We start from the raw sequence: 14,561 nt of genomic DNA, 5'->3' as shown, positions 1-14,561 counted from the left end.
GGTAAGGGGATCAGTCGTAATTGCGGATGTCGTCGATGTCGGTCGTGCCGAAATCTTCGCGATCCAGGTAGGCAAGGATGCGGGCGGCCACATTGGCGGGCGAAGCGAGCTTGCCCGTGGCGTGGAAGTCCTGGAACTTGGCCAGCGCCGGGAAGCTGTCGGGGTCGCTGGAACGGATGGCGACCTGCATGTCGGTGTCGACGATGCCGGGGGCCAGCGCGACGATGCGCGCGCCGTCGGCGCCTTGTTCCTGCTTGACCACGCGCGTGTACATGTCCAGCGCGGCCTTGGTGGCGCAGTAGACGCCCCAGCCGGCGTTCGGGTTGCGGCCCGCGCCGGACGAAATGTTCAGCACGCGGCGGTCACCGGCAAGGTCTTCGACGGCGGCCAGAAAGCGCGCGGTCAGCAGCATGACGGCGGTGACGTTCAGGTTGAAGGCGGCGGTAATGGCCGCGCTGTCGATCAGGGCGTCGGTGCCGGCCACGGGATGCACCGTGCCCGCATTGTTGATCAGCAGATAGCGCTTGGCATCGCGCGGCAGCGCCGCGCAGATGCGTTCAGCCGAGGCTTCGGCCGCTTTCAAGTCCGAGAGGTCCACGGACAGCTGTTCCAGCTGCACATCCTGCGACCGCGCGTAAGCGGCCAGTTCGGGGTCTTCGCGGCGCGCCAGCGTGATCAGGCGGGTGCCCGGCTTGGCCAGGCCGCGCGCCATGGCGGCGCCGATGCCGCGCGAAGCGCCGGTAAGGATTGCGATGGTGTCAGACATTCGTGGACCTCTGGGTACGGTTAGCGGAAGTATCGCGACAGACTTAAACGCCTTGCTTCAGGCTGGCCTGGATGAAGGGATCCAGGTCGCCGTCCAGCACTTTCTGCGTGTTGGAGATTTCAACGTTCGTGCGCAGGTCCTTGATGCGGCTTTGGTCCAGCACGTACGAACGAATCTGGTGGCCCCAGCCCACATCGGTCTTGGAGTCTTCCAGCTTCTGCTGCTCGGCCATGCGGTTGCGCATTTCCAGTTCGTAGAGCTTGGACTTCAGCATCTGCATGGCTTCGGCGCGGTTGCGATGCTGCGAACGGTCGTTCTGGCACTGCACCACGATGCCCGTCGGGATGTGCGTCAGGCGCACGGCGGAATCGGTCTTGTTGATGTGCTGACCGCCCGCGCCGGACGCGCGGTAGGTGTCCACGCGCAGGTCGGCGGGGTTCACTTCCACTTCAAACGACTCATCGACTTCCGGGTACACGAAGACGCTGGCGAACGACGTGTGGCGACCGCCGGACGAGTCGAACGGGCTCTTGCGGACCAGGCGATGCACGCCGGTTTCGGTGCGCAGGTAGCCGAAGGCGTATTCGCCTTCCATCTTGATGGTGGCCGACTTGATGCCCGCGACGTCGCCTTCGGATTCTTCCAGGACTTCGACCTTGAAGCCCTTGCGCTCGGCGTACTTGAGGTACTGGCGCAGCAGCATCGATGCCCAATCCTGCGCCTCGGTGCCGCCGGCGCCTGCCTGGATGTCCAGGAAGCAATTGAGCGGGTCGGCCGGGTTGGAGAACATGCGGCGAAATTCCAGGTTTTCAAGCTTTTCCTGGAACGCGTCGGCGTCCTTTTCGATGGATTCAAGGGTGGAATCGTCGTCGTCGGCCTCGGCCAGTTCAAACAATTCGTTGGCGTCGGCCAGGCCCGTGCCAAGACCGGTAAGCGTTTCCACCACGTCTTCCAGGGCTTTCTTTTCACGGCCCAGGTCCTGGGCGTGCTTGGGGTCGTTCCAGACCGCCGGGTCTTCGAGCTCGGCGTTTACAACGTGCAGGCGTTCAGCTTTGGCATCGTAGTCAAAGATACCTCCGTAGAGCCTGTTCGCGCTCCGCGTAATCGGCGAGGCGGGCTGCGAGCTGGTTCTGACGTTCGGCTTCCATGATGATCCTGTCCTGATGACTTTTGTGCGAAACCTGGCATTTTACCGTGGTTGCGGCAACTACGCGGACGCGTGTTGCAACAGGGGGGGACGGATCGCCGGTTTGGAAGCGATCGTGCCGGCGTCGGCTTCCCCCCGGGCTTTACCCCGCGTGCTCGATCACCAACTGCACCGACACCATGCCGTTCCACACGTTCTGCTCCAGGCGGTACGCCGCCTGGATGTGTTCAGGCAGCGACTGGTCGTGGCCGAACCAGATCGCGTCAAAGCGCTGGTGGCCGCGTTCCAGGGACAGCTTCAGGTGCTTTTCGCCGACCAGACGCTGGTTGCGTACGGTGAATTCGTCCAGGAACAGGGGGGCGGCAAAGCCCGCGCCCCAGACCTGCTGCTGCAACATGCCGGCGATTTCGGCGTTGGCGTAGCCGGACTCCAGTGACCCGTCGGTTTCAATGACCGGTTCGAAGGTGTCGCGGCCGGTCAGCTCGCGCACGGCGGCGTCGAACGCGGGCGCGAAGGCGGGGAAGTCGGCGCGGCCCAGCGTCAGGCCGGCCGCCATGGCGTGGCCGCCAAACTTGCGGATCAGGTTGGGGTGGCGCTTGGACACAAGGTCCAGCGCGTCGCGCAGATGCACGTCGGGAATGGAGCGGCCCGAGCCGCGGATTTCGTCATCGCCCGCCGGTGCGAAGGCCAGCGTGGGGCGCCAGAACTTTTCTTTCAGGCGCGAGGCCACCAAGCCCACCACGCCCTGGTGCCAGCCGGGGTCGAACACGCAGACCGTGGCGCCCGCCGCCGCATTGGGCGCTTCCATGGCGGCCAGCGCCTGCTCGCGCATTTCGGCTTCGATCGTGCGGCGTTCGCGGTTGATGTTGTCGAGCTCGCGCGCCATTTCCAGCGCTTGCGCTTCGTCGTCCGTCGTCAGGCAGGCAATGCCCAGGCTCATGTCGGCCAGGCGGCCCGCCGCGTTGATGCGCGGGCCCAGCGCAAAGCCCAGGTCGAAACCATTGGCGCTGCGCGGTTCGCGGCCGGCCACGGCAAACAGCGCGCGCAGGCCGGGTTGCAGCCGGCCGCTGCGCATGCGTTGCAAGCCCTGCGTGACCAGCAGGCGGTTGTTGGCGTCCAGCTTGACCACGTCGGCAACGGTGCCCAACGCCACCAGGTCGGACAGCGCATCCAGGCGCGGGCCGCCATCGGGCGGGTAGACGCCACGGCGACGCAGCTCGGCGCGCAGCGCCAGCATCATGTAGAAGATCACGCCCACGCCCGCCAGGTTCTTGGACGGGAAGCCGCAGCCAGGCTGGTTCGGGTTCACGATGGCCAGCGCGTCGGGCAGGGTGTCGCCGGGCAGGTGGTGGTCGGTGATGACCACGCCGATGCCCGCGTCGTTGGCGGCGGCCACGCCGTCCACGCTGGCGATGCCGTTGTCCACGGTGATGATGATGTCGGGCTTGCCGCTGCGGTGGCGCACGGCCAAGTCGACCACGGCGGGCGACAGGCCATAGCCGGTTTCAAAGCGGTTGGGCACCAGGAAGTCGACGTCGGCGCCCATGGCGGACAAGGCGCGCAGCCCGACCGCGCAGGCGGTGGCGCCGTCGCAATCGTAGTCGGCCACGATCAAGAGCTTCTTGCCGGCCTGGATGGCGTCGGCAAGAACACCGGCGGCGTGCGCGGAATGGGTCAGGCCGGCGGGCGGCAACAACGACGGCCACGCCAGCTTGGTCTGATCAGGATGCGTGACGCCGCGGGCGGCCCACAGGCGAGCCAGCAGGGGATGGATGCCCGACGCTTCCAGGATGCGGCAGGCGTCCAGGTCGGCGTGGCGAGTCGTTAAGCGGGGTGAGACCACCAGGCGCTCCAGTTTTTCTTGGGCGCGGGCAGCAAGCCCAGCAGGCCCCCGCGCGGTTTCAGGGTCAGGGCGACTTGGCGGTCGTCGCCCAGCAGCAGCAGTTCGGCGGGCGTGTCAGGCATGCCCTGCTTGCCCGCCAGGGGACGCAAATGCTGCGTATCGAGTTCGGTCAGGGCGTCAAGCCAGGCGGCCCAATCGCCCGCGCGCTGGGGCGCGTCAAGGCCGGTCAGCACGCGTTCGGGGCCGGGCGCGGCCACCGGCCAGGGCGTACCGCCGCCGTAAAGCCATAGCGCATTGACGGGCGGCAGGCCGCGCGCGGCGCGCTCGTCGTTGACGGGGTGTTCGTGCCACGCCATCTGTATTTCATTCAGCAAACGCCGCCACGGCCGCGTTTCCGCGTCCTGGCGCCACCATTCATTCAAGCGATGCCCCGCCACGACCAGTGGCGATGCCGTCCGCGGCCGCAGCCCGTCGGGCAAGGTCAGCCGCCAGCGCTGCGGGGACAGCGGCTGGACGGAAAAGCCGGTGCCGTCGAACAGCGGCTGCGCCGTGTCCAGCAAGGCGGCGGATTCTTCGGGGCGCAGATCCATCTGGCCGGGGTCCAGCAGATTGGCCTGGTCCGCGCCCAGGGCAAGGTGGACCAGCTCGGCCAGCCACACGGCCTGGCCGGCCGGGGCCTGGTCTGCGGCCAGCAACGGACCCAGGCCCGCGCCTTGCAGCAGGCCGGGCTCGGGCCGGTAGCCCGCGCGGGTCAGTTGCCACGATTCAAAGGCCGTGCAGCCGGCGGCACGCACATCAAAGGGGGCGGCGCGGGCGGTGCCGGCCAGCAACCAGCGGTGCAGCGTGGGGGCGCGTTCGGGCAGCAGCTTGGCCAGTTCGGCGGCAACGGGAAGGGCGGGCAGGGCGCCCGGAATGACGATCAGCATGGCCGCGATTGTAGTCCGCCCGGGCGGCGGGAACTAAGCGGCGGTGGCGGCTGCCATAGGTTGACACGGCTGGTCGTGGAACCGCACATCCGCGGCGCGATTTCCAGGCCGTTAATGCCATAATGCGCACGTGCTGAAAATACCCTACGAACTCTGGATAGGCGCCCGCTATGCCGGGATGGCCCGAATCCGCCAGCGACGCGGGCGCCGCGATCGCTTCATCTCCTTCATCGCCGCCAGCTCCATGGCGGGCATCGCGCTGGGCGTTGCCGCCTTGATCGTGGTGCTATCCGTGATGAACGGTTTCCAAAAAGAAGTGCGCGACCGCATGTTGTCGGTGCTGCCGCACATCGAACTCTATATTCCCGGCGCCTTGCCCGAACAGGTGCTTGAGCGCTGGCAGCAGTTCGCCACCGCCGCCGAGCAAAACGCCCAGGTCAAGGCCGGCGCGCCCTTCGTGGCGGCGCAGGGCATGCTGGTGCGGGGGCAGGCGTTGCGCGGTGTGCAGGTGCGGGGTATCGACCCGGCCACCGAAGGCAATGTGTCGGACCTGCCTCGCCAGATGGTGTCGGGCAAGCTGACCGATCTTAAAGCCGGTGGCTTTGGCGTGGTGCTGGGCAACGAACTGGCCGACGGGCTGGGCGTGAAAGTGGGCGACACGCTGTTGATGATGGCGCCGCAAGGCTCGATCAGCCCAGCGGGATTTGCGCCGCGCATGCGCCAGTTCACCGTGGTGGGCGTGTTCTCGTCCGGCCACTATGAATACGATTCGTCGCTGGCGTTTGTCGATAACCAGGACGCTGCCCGCGTGTTCCGTGAAAGCGGCACGGCCGGCGTGCGGCTGCGCATTGCCGACATGCAGAAGGCGCCCGAAGTTGCCAACGAACTGAAGAAGGTGCTGCCGCCCTACGTGATGGCCAGCGACTGGTCGCGCAACAACCGCACCTGGTTCGCCGCCGTGCAAACCGAAAAACGCATGATGTTCCTGATCCTGGCGCTGATCGTGGCGGTGGCCGCGTTCAACCTGCTGTCGTCGCTGGTGATGGCCGTGAAAGACAAGCAGTCCGACATCGCCATCCTGCGCACGCTGGGCGCGGGGCCGGGCGAAGTGGCGCGCATCTTCCTGGTGCAAGGCGCGATGATCGGCGTCATCGGCACCCTGCTGGGCGTGGTGGGCGGCATTGCCATTGCGTACAACGTGGATGTGATCGTGCCGTTCATCGAGCGCATGCTGGGCGTGCATTTCCTGCCGCGCGAAGTCTATTTCATCAGTGCGTTGCCGTCCGACCCGCAAATGGGCGACATCGCCACCATCGGCCTGACGTCGCTGGTGCTGTCGTTGCTGGCGACGCTGTATCCCAGCTGGCGCGCCTCGCGTCTGCAACCGGCACAGGTGCTGCGCCATGATTAAGATTCCAAACGCAGACGCCCTGACGCCCGCGTTGCAGGCCGAGAACATCGTCAAGTACTACGACGAAGGCCCCGCCCGCATCGACGTGCTCAGCAACGTCAGCCTGTCGGTGGCGCGCGGTGAGATGGTTGCCATCGTGGGCGCTTCCGGCTCGGGCAAGAGCACCTTGCTGCACATCCTGGGCTTGCTTGACGTGCCCACCAGTGGCTCGGTGTCCGTTGACGGCAAATTGGCCGTGGGTTTGTCCGAAGCCAAGAAAAGCGCCGTGCGCAACAGCAGCCTGGGCTTTGTCTATCAGTTTCACCATCTGCTGCCGGAATTCTCGGCGCTGGATAACGTGGCCATGCCGCTGATCGTGCGCCGCGAAACCCGCGACAAGGCTCGCGCCGCCGCGCGCGAAGTGCTGGCGCTGGTGGGCCTGGCCGCGCGCGAGGACCATTTCCCGGGCCAGTTGTCGGGCGGCGAACGCCAGCGGGTGGCCCTGGCGCGCGCGCTGGTCACGCGACCTGTTTGCGTGCTGGCCGACGAACCCACCGGCAACCTGGACCGCAACACCGCGCACAAGATGTTCGAACTGTTGACGCGCGTGAACCAGGAATCGGGCACGGCATTCGCCATCGTTACGCATGACCCGGAACTGGCCGCCCGTGCGGACCGCCAACTGCTGATGGAAAACGGCCGGCTGGTGTCGGGGTAGCAGGGCCATGCTGGTGGCGCGCATAATGGCGCCTAGGAGACCCCGCCCATGCTGATCGACACCCACTGCCATCTGGACGCTGCCGAGTTCGACGCCGACCGCCAGCAGGTAGCCGACCACGCATGCGAAGCCGGCGTGGGGTCCATCGTGATCCCCGCCGTCGAACGCGCCAACTTCTCCGTGGTGCAGGCGCTGGCCGGGCAGATCGCCGGGGGCGCTTACGCGTTGGGCATCCACCCGCTGTACGTGCAACGCGCCAACGATGCTGACCTGGACGTTCTGCGCCACACCATCAAGCAATGCCTGGGCGACCCCCGCTTTGTCGCCATCGGCGAAATCGGCCTGGATTTTTTCGTGCCCGAGATTGCCACGGGGGAACCGCGCGAACGCCAGGAACGCTTTTATGCCGCGCAGCTGGCCATGGCCGCCGAGTTCAAGCTGCCGGTGCTGCTGCACGTGCGCCGTTCGCAAGACATCCTGCTCAAGTACCTGCGCCGCCATGGTCCCGTTGGCGGCATCGCGCATGCCTTCAATGGCAGTGCGCAACAGGCGCAAGCATTCATCGACCACGGTTTTGCCTTGGGTATGGGCGGCGCCATGACCTACGAGCGGGCCTTGCAGATTCGTCGCCATGCGGCGGATGTGGACTTGTCCCACCTGGTGCTGGAGACCGACGCGCCCGATATCCCGCCCGCCTGGCTGCACCGGCCGCAGCGCCGCAATCGGCCGGGTGAGCTGCCGCGCATCGCCGCTGTGCTGGCCGAACTGCGCGGCATCACGCCCGCCCAGGTCGCGCACGCCACCACCGCCAACGCCATGCGCGTCCTGCCGCGGCTGCCCGCCGCCATCCTGGCCGGCGACAACTGAACGCGTCCCCGCATGATGCCGCCGGAAGGCGGCATTTTGTCGTCTGGATACATCAAAGATCCAAGAAATTTCTTAAAACTTTCTAAAAACTGAATTAAAGCTGACAAAAAGTTGAATCACATATTGGGAATGCCTATCATTGCCGTTCACTGAAATTCCCAATCAGCGCTCTGCGCGCCACCCGCCTTGGGTGGTTGTCCCGATTCCCCATGTCGACTCAGAAAAGCACTAAAGACTTCGTCGCGTTCCGTCCTTCCCGTCCTTCCACCCGTCCTGGCTTCCGTTTGCTGCCGCTGGCGCTGGCCATCACCGCGTCATGCGCGGCGCACGCGCAAAACACGGCCGGCGCCATGGAAGACACCATGGGCGTGGCACAGCTGGACACCGTGGTGGTAACGGCAGCCGGCTTCGAACAGGAAATCAAGAACGCGCCGGCGTCCATTTCCGTCATCACGCGCGAGCAGCTGGAGACGCGCCCGTTTCATAACCTGGCCGATGCGGTTGCCGACGTCGAAGGCGTGACGGTCGAGCGGGGCGGCAAGGCAGGCGGCATGAACATCAGCATCCGTGGCCTGCCCAGCGACTACACGCTGGTGCTGGTTGACGGCAAGCGCCTGAACCAGAACAGTTCGGGGGCACGTCCCAACGGCTTTGGCGATGTCGACACCAACTTCATCCCGCCGATGGCCGCCATTGAACGCATCGAAGTCGTGCGCGGCCCCATGTCCACGCTGTACGGGTCGGACGCGATGGGCGGCGTCATCAACATCATTACGCGCAAGGTCAGCCAGGACTGGACCGGCCAGATCACGCTGGACGGCACCGCGCAAGGGGACAACACCTACGGCAACAACTATGGCGCGGCCTTCTACCTTAGCGGCCCCATCAAGACCGACAAGCTGGGCCTGACGCTGCGTGGCGGCCACTACCGCCGGCTTAGCGCCAACGGCAGCTACCCGGTCAACCAGGCCGAATACAACAGCGGCAATTACACCGGCGACATCGCCAGCTTTTCCGGCCTGGGCGACAGCACGCAACAGAACGTGGGCCTGCGCCTGGCGCTCACGCCCAACCGCAACCACGACGTGCTGTTCGACGTGGACAGCAACTGGCAAACCTATGACAACGCCAACGGCGAACTGGGCACGCTGAACACCAGCATCGCGCCCAATCGCCAGGGCGGCGGCTACGACCCGGAAATGGAGTTCAACCGCCAGCGTTATGCGCTGACGCACCTGGGCCGCTACAGCGGGTCGGTCAGTTCCGATACCAGCTTCGTCTATGACACGACCGAAACCATCGGCCGCACCAACCCGATGAACGCGCCGCGCCGCCCGACCGATGGCGACAAGCGCGACCTGGAATACGACAACTGGGTGTTCGACACCAAGTGGACGATGCCGCTGTTCAATGAACGCCATAACCTCACGGTGGGCGGCCAATGGCGCGAACAGCATTTCAAGGACACGCTGGTGTCCGCGCCGCTGGACCAGCGCCAGTACCAATGGGCGTTGTTCGCCGAAGACGAATGGCGCATCGTGGACGACCTGGCCCTGACGGCGGGTGCGCGCTACGACCGCAACGAGCAATTCGGCGGCAAGTGGAGTCCGCGCGGCTACCTGGTCTGGAACGCGACGCCGATGTGGACGGTGAAGGGGGGGGTCAGCAAGGGCTACAAGACGCCCGACATCAACCTGATGACCGACGGCATCATCGGCCTGGGCGCGCAAGGCACCATGCCGCTATTGGGCAATTCCCAGCTGAAGCCGGAAAGCAGCACCGCGTCCGAATTGGGCCTGCTGTTTGACGATGGGGAAGGCCTGTCGGGCAACCTGACCGCGTTCCACACCAAGTTCAAAGACAAGATCGACAGCCAGAACGTGCCCAACTGCCTGGCGGTGGGTGGCCCGGCCGCGGGCTGCCTGGACCTGGGCGTGTGGGAACGCAACGGCATCCCGGTGGCCAATTTCTCGCAACGCGTGAACGTCGACACCGCGACAATCCAGGGTTTCGAGCTGGGTGGACGCGTGCCGCTGGGCGGCGGCGTGTCGTTCAACGGCAACTACACCCTCACCGCCAGCGAGGTGACCTCGGGCGCCAAGCAGGGCCAACCGCTGGGCTCGCAACCGCGCCACGCACTTAACCTGGGCCTTAACTGGCGCATCAACGACCAGTTCAACGTGTGGGCGCGCGGCGAATACCGCGCCAAGCAGTTCAACGATATGGATTGGGAAAAAGAACAGGTGTTCTACAACCCGTACTGGCTGGCCAGCACGGGCGGCTCATACGTCGTCAATAAGAACGTGACCTTGTCGGCGTCGGTGTTCAACTTGTTCGACAAGAACTTCGTGAACTACGGCCCGACCCAGGTAGGCGCAACGCCCCCGGCCGCCAACGCCAACTGGACCAATTCCTATCGGCAGGTGCTGGAAGGGCGCCGCTTGTGGGTGTCGGCCAACATCACGTTCTGATCGGGGGCGGGGAGCCAGGCAGCGGAACAGGCAGTGGAACAGGCGCCTGAGCGGGCAGCGGATGCGGCACTTCAATGCGCACCGCCAGCCCGTGCGGCGACACGTTCCGCGCCGCTATCCGGCCCTTGTGCGCGGCCACGGCGGCCTGGGCAATCGACAGGCCCAGGCCCGCTCCGGAGCCCGGCGTCTTGGCGCCCGAGGCCGCGCGAAAGAACGGTTCGAACAACGATTCCAGATCCTCCGGCGACACGCCGGGCCCTCGGTCTTCAATTTCCACGCAGGCGTAATTCGCGTTCTGTATCAGCCGTACGCGGATGGCGCTGTGCGCCGGCGCGAAACGCAGCGCGTTGCGCATGACGTTTTCGATGGCGCTGGACAAGCTGTCGCGCTCGCCGGTGATCAGCACCGGCGGCGGCGGTTCCCAGACGATGCGCACTTGCAGCGTGGTCGCTTCAAAGCGGGCGTCTTCAACCACGGCGCTGACGATATCGCCCAGGTCCAGGGTGTCGTTCGGTTCGGGCAGCGCGCCCAGCCGCGCCAGCCGCAACGTGCTGCCCACCAGCGCGTCCAGCCGTTCGCATTCCCGTTCGATACGGTCCAGCTGCACGTCCTGGCGTTCGTCCTTGCGCCGCGCCAATTCGCTGGCCAGGCGCAGGCGCGCCAGCGGAGATCGCAATTCGTGCGCGATGTTGTGCAGCAGTTGTTCGCGCGTATCCACCACCGCTTTCAAGCGGTCGGCCATGGCGTTGAAGTCGCGCGCCAACAGGCCAAGTTCGTCCTTGCGGCCGGCCAGCTTGGCCGGCGTGTGGGCGCCCAGATGGCCGGCCGCCAGCGCCTGCGTGGTGTGACGCAGCTGCGTCAAGGGCGCCGTCACGTGGCGGGTCAGCGCCCAGCAGAACGGGGCCGTCACCGCCAGGGCGAACAGCAGCAAGGCTAGCGCCACGGGTGACAGGCCCAGGACTTCCCAGTGCGATGAATCGAACGGCAGGAACAGCATCAACAGTTCGGTCCCGTCCGGCAGCACCAGCAGCTGCGGCTGCCACCAAGACACGCGCTGAACAGACGGATCGGGTTGCGTCAGGTCCGCCGGCACGGGCCGGTCGGGCGCCGCGCGGTAAGCGCTTAGCCAGTCATGCATGCGCGCGGGCAGCGTGCGGCCCAGGATTTCACGGTCGTCCGTGTCCAGGATGTAGATCTTCAGCGCGGAATAGCGCTGGTCCATCGCTTGCACCCAGCGTTCCAGGCCGTCTTTGCCATGGATGCGCGCCACCTGGGCGGCGTCGTGCGTCAGACTGCCCGGGTTCAGGCCGTCCAGCGAATTGATGCGATACCAAGCCACGGCCGCCGTGAACAGCATGCCGCACACCAGGATGATGGCCATCGCGGACCAGAAGGTCAGGAACGCGCGCCAGAACAGTGACCGCGTCGGCAATAACCAGCGCATCAGGCCGCGCCCGCCAGCACGTAGCCCAGGCCGCGCAGATTGCGGATCGACAGCGTGCCGTTGGCCTGATCCAGCCGCAGCTTCTTGCGCAGCGCGCTGATGTGCGTGTCGATGCTGCGGTCATAGCGGTCGGGCCGCCGGCCCAGCGCATACATGCCGATCTGTTCGCGGGCCACGACCTGGCCGGGCGCGCGCATCAACAGTTCCAGGATGCGTTGTTCGGCACCGGTCAACAGCACCTCTTCCGCGTCCAGGCAGGCGCGCCCGGAGGCCGGGTCCAGCGACAGCGCGCCCAGCGTCAGGCTGGGCTTGGTGGTTTCAGGCACCTCTTCAAAGCGACGCATCACGGCGGTGATGCGGGCCTTGAGCTCGCGCGGGCTGAAGGGTTTGGCCAGGTAATCGTCGGCGCCGAATTCCAGGCCAAGCACGCGGTCGGTTTCGCCGCCGTGCGCCGTGAACATGATGACGGGGCGGCGCGAGCGCTGCCGATATTGCTTGAGCAGGTCCAGGCCGCTGCCGTCCGGCAGCATCAGGTCCAACAGGATCAGGTCGTAGTCGTCCTGCGCCAGCAGGGCCAGCCCCTGCCTGCCCGTATGCGCCAGGGTCAGCACGCAATGGTTGGGTTCAAGGTATTCACGCAGCATCTGCGCCAGTTCGACGTCGTCGTCGATGAGCAGGATGCGGCGCGCTACCGCTGATTGGGAGAAGAGCATCCGTGGTGTGTTCCGCACCCGGTAGTTTGGCCGATGGCCGCCCGCCGAAGTGTCAAGAAGTCTGAAGAAGATAAAAGTTGCGGAAAGGTGTTTGCCCGGTTCCGAAAGCCTCAATTCTAATATGAGAATAGTTTTCATTAAGAAATAAGAGGCAGCGCCGAGGTCACACGCGGGGTGCGGCAGGGCGCTGGTACGGGAGAAAACAAGCATCATGAGCAGCAACGATCTGGCCTTGGGCGGCCGTGTTTTGACATCGCGCACGCAGCTGGCCGCGGCATTGTGCGCGGCCGGCCTGGGCATGGCGCCGGCCGTTTCGTGGGCGCAGGCCGCCAGTGAAGCCAAGACGCTGGACACCGTGGTGGTCACGGCCAGCGGCTTCGAGCAGCAGATCCAGGACGCGCCGGCTTCCATCAGCGTCATCACCCGCGAAGACCTGGACAAGAAGTTCTACCGCGACGTGAATGACGCACTGATCGACGTGCCGGGCGTGATCGTTACCGGCGGCGGTGACCGCCAGGACATCAGCCTGCGTGGCATGGGCCCGCAGTACACGCTGATCCTGATCGACGGCAAGCGCCAAAGCTCGCGCGAGACCCGCACCAATTCCGACTCCGCCGGGGTCGAAGGCGGCTGGACGCCGCCGCTTGCCGCCATTGAACGCATTGAAGTCGTGCGCGGCCCGATGTCATCGCTGTACGGGTCGGACGCCATGGGCGGCGTCATCAACATCATTACCCGCAAGGTGCCCAAGGAATGGCACGGTGAAATCCGGATGGACACCACCATCCAGGAAAGCAATAAGTCGGGCGATATCTACCAGGGCAACTTCTACCTGGCCGGCCCCATCAAGAGCGACCTGCTAGGCCTGCAAATCTACGGCCAGGCCTCGCAGCGCGACGAAGACAATATCGTTGATGGATTCCGCAAGCGCAATTCCGACAGCGTCACCGCCAAGCTGGCGCTGACGCCCAACCGTGATCACGACATCGTGCTGGAAGCGACCACGATGCGTCAGAAAATCCAGGAAACGCTGGGCAAGACGGTCGCGCCCCTGGCGCCGGGCGAGGCTTGCGCGCGCACCGGTTGCCCCGCCTCGGCGCAGAACGACTACCGCAGCAACAAGTGGGCGCTGTCGCATACCGGCCGCTGGGGTTGGGCGGTGTCGGACAGCTATGTGCAGGAAGAAGAATTCGACAACCGCTCGCGCCAGATGAAGGTCAAGAACCTGAACCTGCAAACCAGCTGGACGCTGCCGCTGGGCTCGCACATGCTGACGCTGGGCGGCACCTACCTGAGCCAGCGCCTGAACGACCAGACCGGCAACCAGCTGTCGGGCGGCCCCAACAAGATCGACCGCTACCAGTGGGCGCTTTTCGCCGAAGACGAATGGCGCCTGACCGAAAAGTTCGCCGTCACCGCCGGCCTGCGCATGGACGAAGACGAGAACTTCGGCACGCACTTCAGCCCGCGTCTGTATGGCGTGTGGCACCTGGCCGACCGCTGGACCCTGAAGGGCGGCGTGTCCACCGGTTTCCGCGCGCCGGACCTGCGCCAGACGGTGGCGGGCTGGGGCCAGGTCAGCCGGGGCGGCAATATGTACGGCAACCCGGACCTGACGCCCGAGAAGTCGGTCACGGAAGAAATCGGCCTGCTGTACGACGATGGCGCAGGCTTTAACGCCGGCGTCACGCTGTTCAACAACGACTTCAAGGACAAGATCACCCGCGTGGCGTGCCCCTTGTCGCAATGCACCGAAGGCCCCAACCAATTCGGCTCCAACCCCACCACCTACATGAACGTGGACAAGGCGGTGTCGCGCGGCGTGGAAGCCAGCATGAAGCTGCCGCTGGCGCGTGACTGGTCGCTGACCAGCAGCTACACGTTCACCAAGTCGGAACAGAAGTCGGGCCAGTACAAGGGCGAGCCGCTGAACCAGCTGCCCAAGCACCTGTTCACCACCACGGTGGACTGGCAGGCGTCCGATGCGCTGCAAGCGTGGGCGCGCGTGAACTATCGCGGCAAGGAAAGCCAGCCGACCACGGGCGCATCGTCGTCATCGGTGGTGGCGCCGTCCTACACCTTCGTGGACATGGGCGCGTCGTACGCGGTGAACAAGACCGTGTCGGTGTATGCCGGCATCTACAACCTGTTCGACAAGCAGGTCACGTATGACGATTACGAATACGTCGAAGACGGCCGCCGTTACTGGCTGGGCGTGGGCGTGAAATTCTGATCGCGATGAATGAACAGGGGGGCGATTCCTGCTTCCCCGCGAA

11 protein-coding genes are annotated in these 14,561 nt (G+C 65.6%); 5 read left to right on the top strand and 6 right to left on the bottom strand.

Going from position 1 to position 14,561, the window contains the following annotated elements:
• Positions 1-10: 10 nt before the first annotated feature.
• The 4 genes from V6F88_RS07090 to V6F88_RS07075 all read right to left on the bottom strand — a co-directional run bounded on the left by V6F88_RS07090 (position 11) and on the right by V6F88_RS07075 (position 4,682).
• Positions 11-766: an SDR family oxidoreductase gene (locus V6F88_RS07090; protein ID WP_332608616.1), complete on the bottom strand. Its 756-nt coding sequence runs from the start codon at positions 764-766 to the stop codon at positions 11-13.
• A 43-nt stretch (positions 767-809) separates the two neighbouring features.
• Positions 810-1,914, bottom strand: a protein-coding gene (gene prfB / locus V6F88_RS07085; RefSeq protein WP_100856261.1) for a peptide chain release factor 2 whose coding sequence is annotated in 2 segments (ribosomal slippage) — positions 810-1,832 and positions 1,834-1,914 — 1,104 coding nt in all. Because the reading frame shifts where the segments join, the coding sequence is not laid out codon by codon here.
• 141 nt (positions 1,915-2,055) lie between these two features.
• Entirely contained in the window at positions 2,056-3,756 is a 1,701-nt protein-coding gene (gene recJ / locus V6F88_RS07080; protein WP_332608615.1) for a single-stranded-DNA-specific exonuclease RecJ, read from the bottom strand.
• Positions 3,738-4,682 carry a hypothetical protein gene (locus V6F88_RS07075; protein WP_332608614.1) on the bottom strand — a complete coding sequence of 315 codons (945 nt, stop codon included), beginning with the start codon at positions 4,680-4,682 and terminating at the stop codon, positions 3,738-3,740. The genes recJ and V6F88_RS07075 overlap by 19 nt, the downstream gene beginning before the upstream one ends.
• Positions 4,683-4,860: 178 nt before the next feature.
• On the opposite strand from V6F88_RS07075, the gene V6F88_RS07070 reads away from it, so the two are divergent.
• From V6F88_RS07070 to V6F88_RS07055, 4 genes are all read left to right on the top strand, one after another.
• The gene (locus V6F88_RS07070; protein WP_332608961.1) at positions 4,861-6,093 is read left to right on the top strand and encodes a lipoprotein-releasing ABC transporter permease subunit; all 1,233 of its coding nucleotides are present in this window, start codon (positions 4,861-4,863) and stop codon (positions 6,091-6,093) included.
• Positions 6,086-6,790 (top strand): ABC transporter ATP-binding protein, encoded by a 705-nt coding sequence (locus V6F88_RS07065; protein WP_046805775.1) that lies wholly within the window; start codon positions 6,086-6,088, stop codon positions 6,788-6,790. The genes V6F88_RS07070 and V6F88_RS07065 overlap by 8 nt, the downstream gene beginning before the upstream one ends.
• A gap of 48 nt (positions 6,791-6,838) precedes the next feature.
• On the top strand, positions 6,839-7,657 hold the full coding sequence (locus V6F88_RS07060) for a TatD family hydrolase (RefSeq protein ID WP_332608613.1): 819 nt from the start codon (positions 6,839-6,841) through the stop codon (positions 7,655-7,657).
• Between the two features lie 209 nt (positions 7,658-7,866).
• On the top strand, positions 7,867-10,128 hold the full coding sequence (locus V6F88_RS07055; RefSeq protein WP_332608612.1) for a TonB-dependent receptor domain-containing protein: 2,262 nt from the start codon (positions 7,867-7,869) through the stop codon (positions 10,126-10,128).
• On the opposite strand, the gene V6F88_RS07050 is transcribed toward V6F88_RS07055, so the two are convergent.
• Positions 10,118-11,572, bottom strand: a complete 1,455-nt coding sequence (locus V6F88_RS07050; protein ID WP_332608611.1) for a sensor histidine kinase — start codon at positions 11,570-11,572, stop codon at positions 10,118-10,120. The two genes, V6F88_RS07055 and V6F88_RS07050, sit on opposite strands and share 11 nt — an antisense overlap.
• Positions 11,572-12,285 carry a response regulator transcription factor gene (locus V6F88_RS07045; RefSeq protein WP_332608610.1) on the bottom strand — a complete coding sequence of 238 codons (714 nt, stop codon included), beginning with the start codon at positions 12,283-12,285 and terminating at the stop codon, positions 11,572-11,574. Before V6F88_RS07045 ends, V6F88_RS07050 begins: the two co-directional genes overlap by 1 nt.
• A 211-nt stretch (positions 12,286-12,496) precedes the next feature.
• On the opposite strand from V6F88_RS07045, the gene V6F88_RS07040 reads away from it, so the two are divergent.
• Positions 12,497-14,518: a ligand-gated channel protein gene (locus V6F88_RS07040; protein WP_332608609.1), complete on the top strand. Its 2,022-nt coding sequence runs from the start codon at positions 12,497-12,499 to the stop codon at positions 14,516-14,518.
• The last annotated feature ends 43 nt before the right edge of the window (positions 14,519-14,561 follow it).

Origin of the sequence: Achromobacter sp. ESBL13, assembly GCF_036668755.1 — a bacterium.
Taxonomy (GTDB): Bacteria; Pseudomonadota; Gammaproteobacteria; order Burkholderiales; family Burkholderiaceae_B; genus Achromobacter.
This window is presented reverse-complemented; position numbering and strand designations above follow the sequence as displayed.

What these genes read in the sequence shown, in the direction of transcription:
- V6F88_RS07090 (WP_332608616.1), bottom strand. Translation starts at nt 766, where the DNA reads ATGTCTGACACCATCGCAATCCTTACCGGCGCTTCGCGCGGCATCGGC.
- V6F88_RS07060 (WP_332608613.1), top strand. Translation starts at nt 6,839, where the DNA reads ATGCTGATCGACACCCACTGCCATCTGGACGCTGCCGAGTTCGACGCC.
- V6F88_RS07045 (WP_332608610.1), bottom strand. Translation starts at nt 12,285, where the DNA reads ATGCTCTTCTCCCAATCAGCGGTAGCGCGCCGCATCCTGCTCATCGAC.
- V6F88_RS07040 (WP_332608609.1), top strand. Translation starts at nt 12,497, where the DNA reads ATGAGCAGCAACGATCTGGCCTTGGGCGGCCGTGTTTTGACATCGCGC.
- V6F88_RS07070 (WP_332608961.1), top strand. Translation starts at nt 4,861, where the DNA reads ATGGCCCGAATCCGCCAGCGACGCGGGCGCCGCGATCGCTTCATCTCC.
- V6F88_RS07075 (WP_332608614.1), bottom strand. Translation starts at nt 4,682, where the DNA reads ATGCTGATCGTCATTCCGGGCGCCCTGCCCGCCCTTCCCGTTGCCGCC.
- V6F88_RS07050 (WP_332608611.1), bottom strand. Translation starts at nt 11,572, where the DNA reads ATGCGCTGGTTATTGCCGACGCGGTCACTGTTCTGGCGCGCGTTCCTG.
- V6F88_RS07065 (WP_046805775.1), top strand. Translation starts at nt 6,086, where the DNA reads ATGATTAAGATTCCAAACGCAGACGCCCTGACGCCCGCGTTGCAGGCC.
- V6F88_RS07055 (WP_332608612.1), top strand. Translation starts at nt 7,867, where the DNA reads ATGTCGACTCAGAAAAGCACTAAAGACTTCGTCGCGTTCCGTCCTTCC.